The organism is Bradyrhizobium sp. USDA 372 (genome assembly GCF_053629095.1).
In genome coordinates this window covers 3,330,407-3,345,531 of record NZ_JBRJHR010000001.1, presented here as the reverse complement: position 1 = coordinate 3,345,531, position 15,125 = coordinate 3,330,407, and the positions used below count along the sequence as shown (strand labels likewise).

Annotated in this window: 14 protein-coding genes; 2 read left to right on the top strand and 12 right to left on the bottom strand. The window is 64.9% G+C overall.

Going from position 1 to position 15,125, the window contains the following annotated elements; all coding sequences use genetic code 11:
• Positions 1-348: 348 nt before the first annotated feature.
• Positions 349-1,578 (bottom strand): 5-aminolevulinate synthase, encoded by a 1,230-nt coding sequence (gene hemA / locus AB7M16_RS15900; RefSeq protein ID WP_212256174.1) that lies wholly within the window; start codon positions 1,576-1,578, stop codon positions 349-351.
• A 279-nt stretch (positions 1,579-1,857) separates the two neighbouring features.
• Between hemA and aroQ the strand changes: the two genes are divergently transcribed.
• Positions 1,858-2,289 carry a type II 3-dehydroquinate dehydratase gene (aroQ, locus tag AB7M16_RS15895; protein ID WP_011084019.1) on the top strand — a complete coding sequence of 144 codons (432 nt, stop codon included), beginning with the start codon at positions 1,858-1,860 and terminating at the stop codon, positions 2,287-2,289.
• Positions 2,290-2,458: 169 nt separating this feature from the next.
• Here the strand turns inward: aroQ and AB7M16_RS15890 are convergent, their stop codons facing one another.
• From AB7M16_RS15890 to AB7M16_RS15875, 4 genes are all read right to left on the bottom strand, one after another.
• A complete protein-coding gene (locus tag AB7M16_RS15890; RefSeq protein WP_453944440.1) occupies positions 2,459-3,520 on the bottom strand; it encodes an MBL fold metallo-hydrolase in 1,062 nt (353 codons plus the stop codon).
• 289 nt (positions 3,521-3,809) lie between these two features.
• Entirely contained in the window at positions 3,810-5,954 is a 2,145-nt protein-coding gene (locus AB7M16_RS15885; protein WP_453944439.1) for a methyl-accepting chemotaxis protein, read from the bottom strand.
• Positions 5,955-6,117: 163 nt separating this feature from the next.
• Positions 6,118-6,843, bottom strand: a complete 726-nt coding sequence (locus AB7M16_RS15880) for an outer membrane beta-barrel protein (protein WP_439401677.1) — start codon at positions 6,841-6,843, stop codon at positions 6,118-6,120.
• 224 nt (positions 6,844-7,067) lie between these two features.
• Positions 7,068-7,400, bottom strand: a complete 333-nt coding sequence (locus tag AB7M16_RS15875) for a hypothetical protein (RefSeq protein WP_453947195.1) — start codon at positions 7,398-7,400, stop codon at positions 7,068-7,070.
• Positions 7,401-7,575: 175 nt separating this feature from the next.
• On the opposite strand from AB7M16_RS15875, the gene AB7M16_RS15870 reads away from it, so the two are divergent.
• Positions 7,576-7,860: a hypothetical protein gene (locus AB7M16_RS15870; RefSeq protein WP_453944438.1), complete on the top strand. Its 285-nt coding sequence runs from the start codon at positions 7,576-7,578 to the stop codon at positions 7,858-7,860.
• 35 nt (positions 7,861-7,895) lie between these two features.
• Here the strand turns inward: AB7M16_RS15870 and AB7M16_RS15865 are convergent, their stop codons facing one another.
• The 7 genes from AB7M16_RS15865 to AB7M16_RS15835 all read right to left on the bottom strand — a co-directional run bounded on the left by AB7M16_RS15865 (position 7,896) and on the right by AB7M16_RS15835 (position 14,972).
• On the bottom strand, positions 7,896-8,699 hold the full coding sequence (locus AB7M16_RS15865; RefSeq protein ID WP_453944437.1) for an AEC family transporter: 804 nt from the start codon (positions 8,697-8,699) through the stop codon (positions 7,896-7,898).
• A gap of 302 nt (positions 8,700-9,001) precedes the next feature.
• On the bottom strand, positions 9,002-9,211 hold the full coding sequence (locus tag AB7M16_RS15860) for a hypothetical protein (protein WP_080133401.1): 210 nt from the start codon (positions 9,209-9,211) through the stop codon (positions 9,002-9,004).
• Entirely contained in the window at positions 9,208-9,384 is a 177-nt protein-coding gene (locus AB7M16_RS15855) for a hypothetical protein (protein ID WP_453944436.1), read from the bottom strand. Before AB7M16_RS15855 ends, AB7M16_RS15860 begins: the two co-directional genes overlap by 4 nt.
• A 368-nt stretch (positions 9,385-9,752) precedes the next feature.
• On the bottom strand, positions 9,753-11,372 hold the full coding sequence (locus tag AB7M16_RS15850) for an ABC transporter ATP-binding protein (RefSeq protein WP_453944435.1): 1,620 nt from the start codon (positions 11,370-11,372) through the stop codon (positions 9,753-9,755).
• A gap of 2 nt (positions 11,373-11,374) precedes the next feature.
• Positions 11,375-12,214 carry an ABC transporter permease gene (locus tag AB7M16_RS15845; protein WP_260372967.1) on the bottom strand — a complete coding sequence of 280 codons (840 nt, stop codon included), beginning with the start codon at positions 12,212-12,214 and terminating at the stop codon, positions 11,375-11,377.
• Complete coding sequence (locus AB7M16_RS15840) at positions 12,211-13,182, bottom strand: ABC transporter permease (protein WP_453944434.1); 972 nt, start codon at positions 13,180-13,182, stop codon at positions 12,211-12,213. The genes AB7M16_RS15845 and AB7M16_RS15840 overlap by 4 nt, the downstream gene beginning before the upstream one ends.
• Before the next feature lie 239 nt (positions 13,183-13,421).
• The gene (locus AB7M16_RS15835) at positions 13,422-14,972 is read right to left on the bottom strand and encodes an ABC transporter substrate-binding protein (protein ID WP_439364816.1); all 1,551 of its coding nucleotides are present in this window, start codon (positions 14,970-14,972) and stop codon (positions 13,422-13,424) included.
• Positions 14,973-15,125: the final 153 nt, after the last annotated feature.

Below are 15,125 nucleotides of genomic sequence, written 5' to 3'. Positions count from 1 at the left end.
ATCTAGCGCGTTGAGCGGACGCAAGCGACAGCGAAATGCCCGGCGCGCGCGGGAACTGCGGGCGTCGTTAAGCCGTAGGATGAGCTGCCCGCTCTTACCCTCCCCTGGAGGGGGAGGGCTATCGCATTTGAGAGCCCTTCCCGCGGCCATCCTTCGAGACGCCCGCTTGAGGCGGGCTCCTCAGGATGAGGACGGAGTGCGTGGCTACGGTTCAAGAGGCACTGACGCTGATGAGCCTCATCCTGAGGAGGGCGCCAGCGCCGTCTCGAAGGACGAGGCGTGCGCACCGGCCGCCGCGAGAAGTCATATGCGATAGGCCTGCCCTCCAGGGGAGGGTAAGGGAGGACCCTATTCCGCTGCCAGCGACTTGGCGCGCAGCGGCAGGCCGAGGCGGTCCCACACTTGCAACAGCGCTTCGGCAAGCTGATCGATCAGGCCGTCGTCATGATAGGGCGAGGGCGTGATGCGCAGGCGCTCGGTGCCCTTGGCGACGGTCGGATAGTTGATCGGCTGGATGTAGATCCCGTGCTCTTCCAGCAGCAGGTCGGAGGCCTGCTTGCACTTCTCGGGATCGCCGACGAACAGCGGTACGATGTGGGTGTCGCTCGACATCACCGGCAGGCCGGCGGCATTGAGGATCGCCTTGACGCGGGCGGCGCGGTCCTGGTGACGCTCGCGCTCCCAGCTCGACGTCTTCAGGTGCTTGATCGCGGCGGTCGCGGCCGAGCAGACTGCCGGCGGCAGCGCGGTGGTGAAGATGAAGCCCGGCGCATAGGAGCGCACGGCGTCGATGATCTGGCCGTTGGCGGCGATGTAGCCGCCGAGACAGCCGAACGCCTTGGCCAGCGTGCCCTCGAGAATGTCGATGCGATGCATCACGCCGTCGCGCTCGGCGATGCCGCCGCCGCGCGGGCCGTACATGCCGACGGCGTGGACTTCGTCGACATAGGTCATCGCGCCATACTTCTCGGCGAGATCGCAGATCCTGGCGAGCGGCGCGACATCGCCGTCCATGGAATAGAGGCTCTCGCAGACGATCAGCTTCGGCCGATCGGGACCGGCCGCTTTCAACAGCTCTTCGAGATGCGCAACGTCGTTGTGGCGGAACACGATCCGCTCGCAGCCGGACTGGCGGATGCCCTCGATCATCGAATTGTGGTTGAGCTCGTCCGACAGGATGAGGCAGTTCGGAATGAGCTTTGCGATGGTCGGGATGCCGGTCTGGTTCGAGACATAGCCCGAGGTGAACAGCAGCGCGGCTTCCTTGCCGTGGAGATCGGCGAGCTCGGCTTCGAGCTGCACCAGCGGATGATGCGTGCCGGCGATGTTGCGGGTGCCGCCGGCGCCGGTGCCCACGCGCGTGGCGGTCTCGACCATGGCGCCGACCACCTTCGGGTGCTGGCCCATGCCGAGATAATCGTTGGAGCACCAGATCACGACGTCGCGCTTGCCCTTGGGCGAGTGCCAGACCGCGTGCGGGAACCGGCCGGCCGTGCGTTCGAGGTCGGCGAACACGCGATAACGCCGCTCGGTATGGAGGCGATCGAGGGCGGAATCGAAGAATTGGGCGTAATCCATCGGCAAAACCTGCAACGGAACCTGACCAAGGGGACGCATCTACTTAGAGCTTTTCCAGCTCTAATGTCTATGCGCTATCCCACATTTGGATCTGTGGAGCATTTGGGCAAAATGCCCTATCCGGCGCGTCGCAGTTTGATCCCGATCAACCCTACGCGACATATAATGCTGCTCTGCACCATCTGCCCGGGCGAGGGTTCGGCCCCTCGGCCTCTCGTCTTCCGTCGCGGCCCGGCACGCGCTTTCCTTGCTCAACCAGGTCTTCGAAAGGGCCCTTCCATGAAGCGCGTGATGATCCTCAACGGTCCCAACCTCAACATGCTCGGTATCCGCGAGCCGCACATCTACGGCACGACGACGCTCGCGGAGGTCAACGCGAGCTGCGAGGAAGCGGCTGCCAAGCTCGGCCTCAAGCTTGCCTTCCACCAGTCCAACCATGAAGGCGTGCTGGTCGATCTGATCCAGTCGGCGCGGCAGGACGCCGATGCCATCGTCATCAATCCGGCCGGCCTGTCCTTCACCTCGGTCTCGATCATGGATGCGATCAAGACGTTCGAGGGCCCGGTGCTGGAGGTCCACATCTCCAACATCCACGCCCGTGACGAATATCACCGGCACTCCAAGATCTCATTCGTGGCGACCGGCGTGATCTGCGGGCTCGGGCCGTTCGGCTACATCGCGGCGCTGCACGCGATCGCGAATATGAAGTGAGGTTCTGACGCGGCAGCGGTCTGCTCCCTCGCCCCGCTTGCGGGGAGAGGGTTGGGGTGAGGGGCTGCTTCCGCAATCACGGTGAGAGTTGGACTCGCGGAGACTCCCCCTCACCCGGTCGCTTCGCGACCGACCTCTCCCCGCAAGCGGGGCGAGGTGAAGAAAGAACTCACGTCGTCCGAAACTGCAGCACGCCGTCCTGCATCTCGGCCGTGAGGCGGCCCTCGACGATCATGTAGTTGACGTGGGCGACGAGCTCGCCGGCGGCAAAGCCCATCTGGTGCTCGTCGAGCACGTGCTTGTTGAACACGACAGGCACCAGGGCGCGCGAGGTTTGCGGCACCTCGTGGCAGGCTTCCGCGATCAGGCGGCAGCGCTCCTCGTGGTGGTCGGCGAGCTGCTTGATGCGGGTCTTCAATCCGTAGAACGGCACGCCGTGGCCGGGCAGCACCAGCACGTCATAGGGCAGCGTCGTGGTGAGGCTGGCGAGCGAGGCCAGATATTCGCCGAGCGAGTTCTGGTCGGGCTCGACCGCCCAGACGCTGACATTCGGCGAGATCTTGCTCAGCACCTGGTCGGCGGAGAGGAACAGCTTGTCGTCGGCGCAATACAGCATCACCTGGTCGAGCGCGTGGCCGCCGCCGGTGATGACCTTGAAGCGGCGCGTGCCAATCACGACGTCGTCGCCATGCGAGATGCGGCGGTAGGACGGCGGCAGCACCGAGACGCGCTTGAGATAGTCCTGGCCGCGGCCGAGCAGCTTTTCCGTGAGCGACTCGTCCATGCCATGGCGGCGGAAGAACAGCCGCTGCGCCTCGCGCCGCTCCTCGGTGCCGCGGTTCTGGTGATAGACCGATTGCAGATATTCGACCTGCGACATCACCAGCGGGCAGTTGAAGCGCTCCACGATCCATCCGGCGAGACCGACATGGTCGGGGTGCGAGTGGGTGACGATCAGGCGCGTGATGGTGACGCCCTTCAGCGGGCCGTCGAACAGCTTCGTCCAGGCCTCGATCGTCTCCTCGTTGCCGAAGCCGGCATCGATCATCGCATAGCCGTCGCCATCGGCGAGCAGGTAGATGTTCACGTGGTTGAGGCGAAACGGCAGCTTCAGCCGCGCCCACAACACGCCGGGCCTGACCTCGACCACCTGTTCGGGGCCGGGATGCTGTTCCCAGGGGTAGCGCAGGGCCTCGGCCGAGGACGGCGCGGTATCGGTTTTTGAGCTCATGCTACCGGCTTAAACCCAGCGCGCGCGGGGCGCCAGCCGAAAAAGGATGCTGGGCGACGACCGCATGGCGGTCATACCGAGGAGTGTTTTTCCGTGATGTGGGACGGTCGTGCCCAATACTCGCTGCACCTCTCCCGCTTGCGGGGGAGGTCGGCGCGTAGCGCCGGGTGGGGGCTCTCTCCCCACGGGGATAATTCTCGGGATGCCGCGAGTATCCCATTGTGGAGGCACCCTCACCCCAACCCTCTCCCTCAAGCGGGAGAGGGAGCGCAGCCTCAATGCCGCGTGCCTACGCGGCCCGCATGTCGTTGAGGAAGGCGTCGATCTCCCCGCGTAGCATATCGGCCTCGCGCCGCAGCGCGTCCGAGGCGCCCAGCACTTCGGTGGCCGCAGCGCCGGCTTCGGCGGACGCGGTGGAGACGCCGACGATGTTGCTGGAAACCTCGCTGGTGCCGCCGGCGGCATGCTGGATGTTGCGGGCGATTTCGCGCGTGGCGGCGCCCTGCTCCTCGACCGCGGCTGCGATCGTGGTGGTGACGTCGTTGATCTCGCCGATGATCCGGCCGATGCCCTGGATGGCGCCGACCGCGGAGGTCGTGACCTCCTGCATGCTGGCGATCTGGGTGCGGATCTCGTCCGTCGCCTTGGCGGTCTGGCTCGCCAGGCTCTTCACCTCGGAGGCGACCACCGCGAAGCCGCGGCCGGCCTCGCCCGCGCGCGCCGCCTCGATGGTGGCATTGAGTGCGAGCAGATTGGTTTGCGAGGCGATGGTCTGGATCAGGTCGACGACGACGCTGATGCGGCTTGCGCTGTCGGCAAGGCTCTGCACCGTGGCGTCGGTCGCTCCCGCTTCGTCGACCGCCTTCTTGGCGATCCCGGCGGAAGTCACGACCTGGCGGCTGATCTCCTGGATCGAGGAGGACAGCTGCTCGGTGCCGGCCGACACGGTCTGCACGTTCACCGACGTCTCTTCCGCGGCGGAGGCGACCGCGTTGACCAGCGCGTTGGACTGGTCGGCGGTGTTCGACATGCTCTGCGCGGTCGACTGCATCGAATTGGCCGATTGCGCCAGATTGTCGAGCGCGGAGCGCACCGTGCTTTCGAACTGGGCGATCTTCGCTTCCATGCGCGCGGCACGCTCGGCCTTGGCGATACGGTCCTTGTCCTGCTCGCTCGTCAGCGCGCGGGTCTCGATCATGCTCTCCCGGAACACCTGCAGCGTGTTCGCCATGACGGAGATTTCGTCGTTGTGATTCTTCGAGCGGTAGATCTCGGTCTCGAGATCGCCGTTGGCGAGCAGCTGCATCGACTGTTGCAGGGCGCCGATCCGGCGCAGGATGTTGCGGCCGACATAGAGCCAGACGAACAGCGCCGAGCCGACCAGCATCAGCGCGCCCAGCGCCAGCATGACGGAGGTCGCGAGCGAAATCTCCTGCCGCGCCTGGAAGGTCGAGGTGTTGGTCTCCTTCTGCACGCCGTCGACCAGCTGCTGCACGCTGATGCCGAGGCCGACATTGAGCTTGCGCGTCTCGTCCAGGATGGTCTGGCCGTAGTCGATGGAATCGAGCTCCTTTTCGCGCAGATTGAACACGCCGGTCTTGCCGGTGCCGAGCGCGAGCAGCTTTTCCGCGGTGTCGCGCAGCATCTTGTTGCCCTGGTTGTCCGGCAACAGATCGAGGTTCGACCGCAGGCGGCCCTGCGCCGTCTTGAATTCCTTCTGGATGTCGTCGAGCTTGTCGCTGGTGCTCGCCGAAAGCGCCGCGCTCATGTTGGCGGCCGCGAGATTGCCGCTGGCGACGACGTTGCCGAGCTGACCGACGGTCTGCGCGGCGTCGTTCGCATCGGCGGCGGACAGGTCGGCGGAACCGAGGATGGCATTGACTCGGGTCTGCGCGTCCAGCATCGCCGGGCTCGCTGCCCCGACGAAAGCGCCCTGCGCGTTGCGAAGCGCGTCATATTGCTTTTCGTGCAGGGCCGCGACGTCGAGCCGTTCGCGGGCGGCCTTGGTCAGGCTCTGAGCCGCCTCGTTGATGCTCTTCATCGTGTCGCTGAGTCCGGACACGACGCTCTTGTCGCCGCCGAGCTCGATGATCTCGTTGAGCTTCTGCTGCGTCTGCTCCTGCAATTCCCTGAGCTTCTTGGTGCGTTCGTTCAGGGCGTCTTCGCTTTGCGCCGCAAGCAGGGCCGGTCCCTGTGCCGCGAGGCTCGCACTCAGCGCCGACAATTGCAGGCTGGCGGAAAGGCGCGGAATGTCTCGTCCGCTCAGTTCAGAAATGCGTCCGCCGAGATTCTGCAGCGCAAGGCCTGCGCCGGCCGCGATCACGAGGCCCATGCCCGCGATGACCGCGAAGGCCGCGAACAGGCTGCCGCGCACGCCCCATCTCGGCATTTTGAAACGCGGCTTGAAACGGCCGAGACTGAAACGGATGCCCATCGAAATTCCCCCACGCCCTTGCTTATGTTTTGTGGCCGGGAGTATCGGGCGGGGCGGTTAAAAAATCGCAATTGCTGCAACCGGTTGCGCGCGTTCCGCAGAGCGAAAAAAGAAGGGCCGGCAACGTCGCCGGCCCCTCATCGCGATAACGTCTTGCTAACGATCAGTAGCGCGCCACAGCCGGGCTTGCCCAGTTGAAGCGGTAGTTGACGCCCGCCTTGAAGGTATGGTCGTCGGTGGTGAAGCTGCCGGTGCCCGCGAGCGGACCGCCGGTGAAGCTCGCCTCGCCGAAATTGTAGTACTGGTACTCGGCCTTGGCCGACCAGTTCGGGGCGAACATGTATTCGAGGCCGGCGCCGACGGTGTAGCCGTTGCGGTGATCGCCCGTGATGACGAAGGCGGTCGGCACGCCGCCGACGGTGACCTTCTCGTTGTTGTCCGAATAGGCGTAGCCGCCCTTCACGTAGACCAGGCCGGGACCCCAGGTGTAGCCGACGCGGCCGGTGATCGAGCCGAGGCCGCGCTGGTCGTTGGTGTAGGCGATGCCGCCCGGGAACACCGCGCCGACGCTGCCGGAGAGCCAGGAATACTGGCCTTCGACGCCGACCACGAAGTTGGGGTTGAACTGCCAGTCCGCACCGACCTGCACGCCGCCGAGGAAGCGGCCGTTGCCGTTGTTGCCGGTGGAGAGGCCGTTGAAATTGTTGTCGCTGGAGAACGCACCGCCGACATGGGCGCCGAGATAGAAGCCCGTCCAATTGTAGATCGGCGCGGCGTAGGCCGGCGCGGGCGTCTTGTAATAATTGCGGTTGCCGAGATCGGCGCCGACGGCCGGCGCAGCCGCGCCCAGCACGAGCAGCGCCACGGTCGCAAACAGAATCTTCTTCATGGTCTTGAACTCCAACACGTAAGGTCCCCGGCAGGCGCGTTCTCTGCGCCGCATTGGTTTTGCAGATAGCTCGCTTTTGACGAAAATGCTGTCACATCCGTGGCACAGCGAGGCCCAACGTAACTTGTTGGGGTGCAAATGATTTTCGTGCTTAATGGCGACTTAAGAAGCGGTGAAGGAAGGCTTAACGGCGCGCCTTGTCGGTAACTTGCGCGCGTCTTGTGTTAACCAAGGCGCCGCAGCGCCTCATCGCGCATCTGCGCGCGAAAGGCGGCGCGCTTCGCCGGCCTGTCCTCCTCACGCACGTCGTGCCGATCGAAGATGTCGAACTTCTCCAGGATCGGATACCGCTCGCTCGCCATCGCGAGCACGCGCAAGATCCTGGTCGCCTCCGGCGTCGGGCCGCTGACCTCCCAGCGCCGGATGGTGTCGGCGCCGCTCGTTCCCGGCAAACCGCAAAGCTTGGCCATGTCGGCCGCGCTGAGCTTGCGCTCGAGGGCATCGGAGAGGTCGTTGCGAAGCTGCTTCAGTTCGGCGCCGGTCGTGCTTGCGTCCAGGGAAGTCACTGAAAGCAATGCACTAGCGCTGATCCGGGTCCATCCGAAGGCGGCGGAGTGCGCCGCGCTGCGGCACCTCCGTCCGCTCGCGGAGTTATGAAGGCAGACCCATGGAAATCTCCCGATGCATGACCACTTGGCATATCGGGGTGCGTAGCGTGCGAAAGGATCAGTCATGAAGACAGTCAGACTTGCCATCGCCGCGCTCATCACTACCGGACTTCTTGCCGCGCCTTTCGCGGCTGAAGCAAAAAAGATCCGGTCGAGCCGGCATTACAGCACTGGCGTGATGGCGCCGACCAATAGCGGAGCCGGAGCGCCGGCCGCACAGCCGGGGGCGTCGTATGGATCGTCCGGACAGACGGTCGGCACCGTCACCGCGCCGTCGGTCGGATCATATAATTGGCCCTCGGTCGGCGTGACCAACTCGGTTCCGACCTGGAGCAATACCACGAGATAGAGAGGGCTCCGGGTAAGGCGCAAGCCACTGGCGGATCAACGCATGCCGCTCGCCGATCCCGAGAGCAGGTAAAGCGCGATCAGTAATGTTGCGACCGACAGCATCGTCGTGATCGAGACCGTGGCGGCAACCAGCTTTTCCTCGACCTTGTGCTCATGCGCGAGGACGTACACGGTTTTCGCCGTCGGCACGGCCGCGCAGATGACGGCTGCAACCGTGTAGAGAGAGGTAAGGCCGATCATGACGGAAAGTCCGTAGACGATGAGCGGCATGACCACGAGCTTCACCGCTGCGAGTGCAAACGACGCTTTCAGGTTGGACCGCAGGCCTTCGACGGAGAGGCCAAGCCCGATGGCAAACAGCGCGCACGGCGTGAGCGCGGCAGCGATCATGTTGAGGTAGGCCGCGACCGGTGCCGGAATCGGCAGTCCCGTCACCGCCCAGGTGAGGCCGATGAGCGTCGACAGCACCATGGGATTGAGCAGGATTTGCCTTGCCAGTCCCGTGGAGTGCACGGAGGCTCCGCGTGCATCGTGCTTTTCCAGCAGGATCACCGTGATCGGAAACATCACCGCGGCAACGAACACCGTCGCGACTGCCGCGGGCAGCACGGCGGGTTGACCGTAGATCGCATGCAGGATCGGTAGCGCGACGAATCCGGTGTTGGTCATCGCCGCTGCCATCCCATGGATGGTGCTGCTGGCAAGATCGTGTGTACCGCCTGCGCGGACCGGCAGGAACACGAGCGCGAAGCAGATCAGCGAGCCGCCGCCGAATGCGAGCAGAAAGCGCCATTCCAGGAGATTGCGCGCCGGCTCCTGGGCGATCGTGACGATCAACAGCGCCGGCCATCGCCACGTTGTAGGCAAAGTGGACCAGGGCATCGGCAAGCGAGCGGGAGAGATAGCCAAGCTCGCCTGCGAGCCAGCCGGTGACGATGATCGCGAAGACCGGAAGAACGAGACTGGCGACTTCCATCCGGCGTCCCCCTTGCTGCGAACGGCCGCAACGAGAGGTTACTCCGGAGATGGAGTGCCGTCACTGCCCAACGTTCAGCGAGGCGCAGGCGTGTCCCGGACGCGCGAACGTGAGCCGGGACCCATCGCGAACGGCTTACTGCGCCGAAGCGAGAGGTCCGGGCCTAGATCCCCCGGCCGGTCTGTTGACCAATCACGCAGCGCCATGCCGCTAGGCGCTCGGCCGGATGCTGGTTCATCCATTCGGCGAGCTGCGGCGCGCCCATCAGGCACGACTGCACCGAGACTTGCGCGAAGTCCGACGTGGTGACGATCTGTTCGTGACAATTGGAGGGAGAGGCGAGGCTGCAAAGCACGGCGATGATCTTGATCACGATACGTTACCCCCGTCGCGGCCGATGAACGGGCGGCCGATCGCCGGCTTTCCCTGGCCCGCGTTGGCCGGATCGGCCGGCGGGAAGATGCTGTCGTAGATCGCGCGTGCCTCCTCGATGAGGCGTGCTCGCTCGCGCTCGGATTTTGAGACAAATCGAATAACTTCGCCCATGTTGGCTCCGAATACAGTGTGAGTCCGTCATGAGATGACGTTGATCATTTCAATCGTCATCTATGGTGCCGCCTTCGGCTTTGAAGCGGCAGGCCCGGTCACGACCGGATAAAAAGCGCGTGACCGCGCTGTGCGATTCCCAGCATCCCGGTGTGTCTCATTTTCTGGGTTGTGAAGCTGCCCACCACGTCACGTTCGTTGTGCGGCGTCAGCCGCGACGAGCGAGTATTGGCGTCAACTCACCCCTTGCCGACATGAGCAAGGATGGTCTCACAAAAGCAAATGCTGCTGGATCGAATAGGTTTCTCCCGCTCAGCGTGCAAGTTTTTGGAACCATCACGGCGATCGATGAATGAAGACGAGCCGTCTCAGGCCGCCGGCGCGTGCTCCTTCCGTCCAGGCACGGCTGCGAGCAACTCGCGCGTATAGGCATGCTCGGGCGCGGCGAACAGTTGTGCAGTCGGCTTCAGCTCGACGATGGCGCCGCGCTGCATCACCGCGATGCGGTCGCAGATCTGGGCCGCGACCCGCAGATCGTGGGTGATGAACAGCATCGACAGGCCGAGGCGCGCCTTGAGGTCTTCCAGCAGCTTCAACACTTGCGCCTGCACGGAGACGTCGAGCGCGGAGACGGCCTCATCCGCGACGATGATCTCCGGCTCGAGCGCGAGCGCACGGGCAATGCCGATGCGCTGGCGCTGGCCGCCGGAGAATTCGTGCGGATAGCGTTCGAGCGCGCCGGCGTCCAAGCCCACCATCTTGAGGAGATCGCGGGCGCGGTCGAACGCAACTTTCGGATCGAGGCCGGCTGCAATCGGGCCGTCGGCGATGATGTGGCCGATCTTGCGCCGCGGATTGAGCGAGGCGAACGGATCCTGGAAGATCATCTGGATGCGATGGCGCTCGGCACGCAGCGCCTTGCCGGACAGAGACGTGAGGTCGGTCTCGCCGATCCGCACCGTGCCGCGGTCGGCTTCGATCAGCCGCATCACAAGGCGCGCCACCGACGATTTGCCCGAGCCGGATTCGCCGACCAGGCCGAGCGTCTCGCCCTTGAGGATGTTGAAATTGACCGCACGCGCCGCATCGACGCGGCGATCCTCGCGGAACCAACCGCCGGACGTGACATAGGTCTTGTCCAGCCCGATCACATCGACGGCCCTGGCCCGATCGTCGAGTGGCTCTCGCGGCGGCGGATCCATCGAGGGCACGGCGGCAAGCAATGCCTTGGTGTAGTCGTGCTGCGGCGCGTTGAAGACGACTGTGGCCGGTCCTTCCTCGACGACCTTGCCATGGCGGAGCACCACGACCTGGTCGGCGATATCGGCAACCACGCCGAAATCATGGGTGATGAACATCACCGCCATGTTGCGGCTCTGCTGGAGATTGCGGATCAGCTTCAGGATCTGGGCCTGCGTGGTGACGTCGAGCGCGGTGGTCGGCTCGTCGGCGACCAGCACCGCCGGCTCGAGCGCGAGCGCCATCGCGATCATGGCGCGCTGGCGCTGGCCGCCGGAGAGCTGGTGCGGATAGGCGCGGACGATGCGCTCGGGGTCGGGCAGGCCGACCTCGCGTGCCAGCGACAACGCCTTGGCGCGCCGCTCCTTCGGCGTGAGCAGGCCGTGGGCCTCGAACATCTCCGCCATCTGGTCGCCGATCCGCATCAACGGATTGAGCGCGGTCATCGGCTCCTGGAAGATCATCGCGAGCCGCCGGCCGCGCAGATCGCGCCAGCCGTCGTCATCGAGCTTGAGCAGGTCGCTTCCCTCGAACTGGATCTCGCCCGAGGCGACCGACACCGTATCCGGCAACAGGCCCATCAGCGCATGCGCGCACATCGACTTGCCGGAGCCGGACTCGCCGACGACGCAGACGATCCTGCCGGGCTGCAGATCGAGCGAGACGCCGTCGACCGCGAAGGGGCGCTCTGCGCCCTTGGGCAACGCGATCCGCAAGTTCTTGATGGAGACGGCGGGCGAGGCGGTCATCGTCAGCGGCCCTCCCGCGACAGGCGCGGATTGAGCGCATCGTTGAGGCCTTCGCCGATCAGGTTCAGCCCGAGCACCGAGATCAGGATGGCGACGCCCGGAAACACGGTGATCCACCAGGCCTGCCGGATCACGGTGCGGCCGGCGCCGACCATGTAGCCCCAGGAGATCAGATTGGGATCGCCGAGGCCGAGGAAGGACAGCGAGGATTCCAGCAGGATCGCGGTCGCCACCATCAGCGAGGCCAGCACGATCACGGGCGACAACGCGTTGGGGAGGATTTCGCGCAGGATGATCCAGCTGTTGCTCTGGCCGGTGACTACGGCGGCCTGGACATATTCGCGCGTCCGCAGCGACAGCACCTCGCCGCGCACGAGGCGGGCGACCGGCGGCCAACTCACCACTGCGATCGAGGCGACGATCGAATAGATCGAGGGCTGCAGGATCGCGACCAGCACGATCGCGAGCGCGAAGCTCGGAATGGTCTGGAAGAACTCGGTGAAGCGCATCAGGGCGTCGTCGACCTTGCCGCCGAAATAGCCGGCCATGGCGCCGATCGGCACGCCGACGATCAGCGCCACCAGCGTGGAGACGAGGCCGACCAGAAGCGAGACGCGGGCGCCGAAGATCATGCCGGCGAAGATGTCGCGGCCGAGCGCGTCGGTGCCGAGCGGCACGGTCGAGAGCGTGAACGGCGGCAGGAACGGCCGCTGCACCATGCGCCAGGGCGAGTTCGGGAACAGCATCGGCCCGAACACCGCGACGGAGACTGCGACCAGGAGGATGACGAGCCCGATGACGCCGCTCGGGCTCCTCAGCATCGATTTCCAGAACTGTTTCATGAGGCGTATTCGATGCGCGGATCGACCAGGCGATAGACGAGGTCGGTGACGAGGTTGAAGATCAGGACCATGGCGGAGCAGATCACGAACACGCCGAGCAGCAGATTGTAGTCGCGCTGCAGCAGGGCGTCGTACATCAACCGCCCGATCCCGGGCCAGGCGAACACGGTCTCGGTGATGACGGCGCCGCCGATCAGCGTGCCGGAATGCACGCCGGCGAGCGTCACCACCGGCAGCAGCGCATTGCGCAGCACGTGGCGGCGCTGGATCACGGCGTCGCTGAGGCCCTTGGCGCGCGCCGTCTTGACGAAGTCGAGCCGTTTCACCTCGAGCATCGAGGCGCGCGTCATGCGGGTGTAGGTCGCCATGAAGAACAGGCCGAGCGTCATCGCCGGCATGATCAGGTGCTTTGCGACATCGACCGCATGGGCAAGGCCGGTGAGGTTGGCGCCGACCGTCTCGTAGCCGAAGCTCGGCAGCCAGTCGAAGGTAACCGAGAACAAGAGGATGCCCATCAGCGCCACCCAGAAGATCGGCATGGCGTAGAAGATCAGCGCGAACACGGTGATGCCGGTGTCGAGAAAGGTTCCGGCAAAGCGCGCGGCGAACGTGCCGCAGAGGATGCCGAGCATCAGCGAGATCGCGAATGCCGTCAGGGTCAGGAGCAGCGTCGCCGGCAGCCGCTCGCCGATCAGCTTCGCAACCGGTGCCTGCTGGCGGAAGGAAAAGCCGAGGTCGAGGCCGACGACGCCCTTGACGTAGATGAAGAGCTGCTCGGGCAGCGGCTTGTCGAGGCCGAACTTCTCCCGGAGCTGCTTGACGAAGACCTGGTCGCTGGCCCCGGCTTCGCCCGCCATCACGATCGCGGGATCGCCGGGCGCCAGGCGGATCAGGAAGAAATTGAGGACGACGATCGCGAGCAGGACGATCACGCCCTTGAGGATACGCTGGACGACGAAGGAGAGCATCTTAGATGGCGATCGGATCAGGTTGAACGCAGCCAAAATCGCGGTGCGCCCCCTCTCCCGCTTGCGGGAGAGGGCAGGGGAGAGGGTATTTCCGCAAAGGGGACGCCAAGAGGAGAGAGCCCTCTCCCGCCGCGCTCTGCGAGCGCGTCGACCTCCCCCGCAAGCGGGGGAGGTGCAGCGAGCTTGTGGCGCGGTCGGAGTTCATTGGCGACAGAGCAGAAGGATCGGACGCGATCGGCTCACTTGTCGAGCCATGCGTCCTTGAAGCCATCGTTGACCCCGATCCCCGTGGTGATCAGGTTCTTGACCTTGCAGCGCATGATGGTCGGGAATTGCAGCTCGAGCATCCAGGCCACCGGCACGTCCTCGACCAGGATCTTCTGCGCCTTCTCGTAGATCTCCTTGCGCTTGGAGTCGGGCGTCGCCACCGCGCCGTCGGCGAACAGCTTGTCGATCTCAGGGTTGGAATAGCCCTCGACGTTGTTGAAGACCTGGCCCTTGGCGATGTTGCTGGAGATGTAGTTGCGCCCCACCCCCAGCGCGGGATCGCCGTACTGGTAGAGATAGGTGAAGGCGATGTCGTAATCCCAGTCGCTGATCTTCTGGTTGCCGCCGGCAACGTCGGTGGCGATCGTCTCGATGGTCATGCCGACGTCCTGGAGATTCTGCTTCACGGCTTCACCCCAGCGCTGCCAGGTCTCGCCATAGGCCAGCGGCAAAAGGCGGATCTTCTCGCCCTTGTAGCCGGCTTCCTTCAGCAGCGCCTTGGCCTTGGCCGGATCGTAGGGATACTTCTTCACGTCGTCGGTGTAGTACTTGATGGTCGAGGCCGACGGGCCGGTGGCGACCTTGCCGAGCCCGTTCCAGATCACGTCCTTGGCGAAGTCGCGATCGACCGCATACATGATCGCCTGCCGCACCCGCTTGTCGGCGAGCGGACCCTGGCGGTTGTTGAGCCACAGCCAGGCCAGCGGCGAGAAGAATTCCCAGCCGGCGCCGGTGACGCAGGTGTCCTTCAGCTTGGACAGGCGCGGCACGTCGAAATTCTCGACCGAGCCGCCGGGCAGCACGTCGACCTTGCCGGTCTCGTACGCCACCGAGCGCGCGGCGGCGTCGGGAATGATCTGCCAGTAGATCTCGTCGAGGTAGGGCTTGCCCTTCTCGTGGTAGTTCGGATTCTTGACCAGGCGGATGAACGAGCCCTTCTGCCATTCCTTGAACATGAAGGGCCCGGTGCCGATGGGCGCGTTGTTGTAGGGATTGGTCTTCCAGTCGGTGCCGTCGTAGAGATGCTTCGGCACCATCGGCATCGAGCCGACCTCGAAGATGCCGAGGAACGGGCCGAACGGCTGCTTCAGCGTGAACACCACCGTGTAATCGTCCGGCGTCTCGATCTTGTCGACCTGCGCCAAATTGGTGCGGGCGCGCGCATGGGTCTGCTTCAGCATCTCGATCGAGAACAGCACGTCGGCGGCGGTGAAGGGCTTGCCGTCATGCCAGGTCACGCCCTTCTTCAGCTTGAAGGCGTAGGTCTTGGCGTCCTCGCTGACGCTCCAGCTCTCGGCAAGCTCCGGCAGCGGGTCGAGCTTGGGGCTGTAGCGCAAGAGGCCTTCGAAGATGTTGCCCGAGACCATCTGGACCGGGCCGTTCTGGACCATCGCAAGCATCAGGCCCGGCGGCTCGGGTTGGATCACGGCATTGATCACACCGCCCGTCTTCGGTTCTTGTGCCAGCGCAGGGGCCGCAAGGCCGCAAGCCAGGAGGAGACCAAGCAACACTCGTTTTGGCATGTCGTATCTTTCTCAAGCGAGACCGGCCGCAAGCGCTTCGCAGGCGCCCTGGCGCGCAAAGCGACGGTCGGTCCATCCCAGTCCCCATCCGCCATCGAGGCTCACACAGTCCCGTTCGGCGCGGCAAGATGAAAGTCGCGACAGTGCACGCAC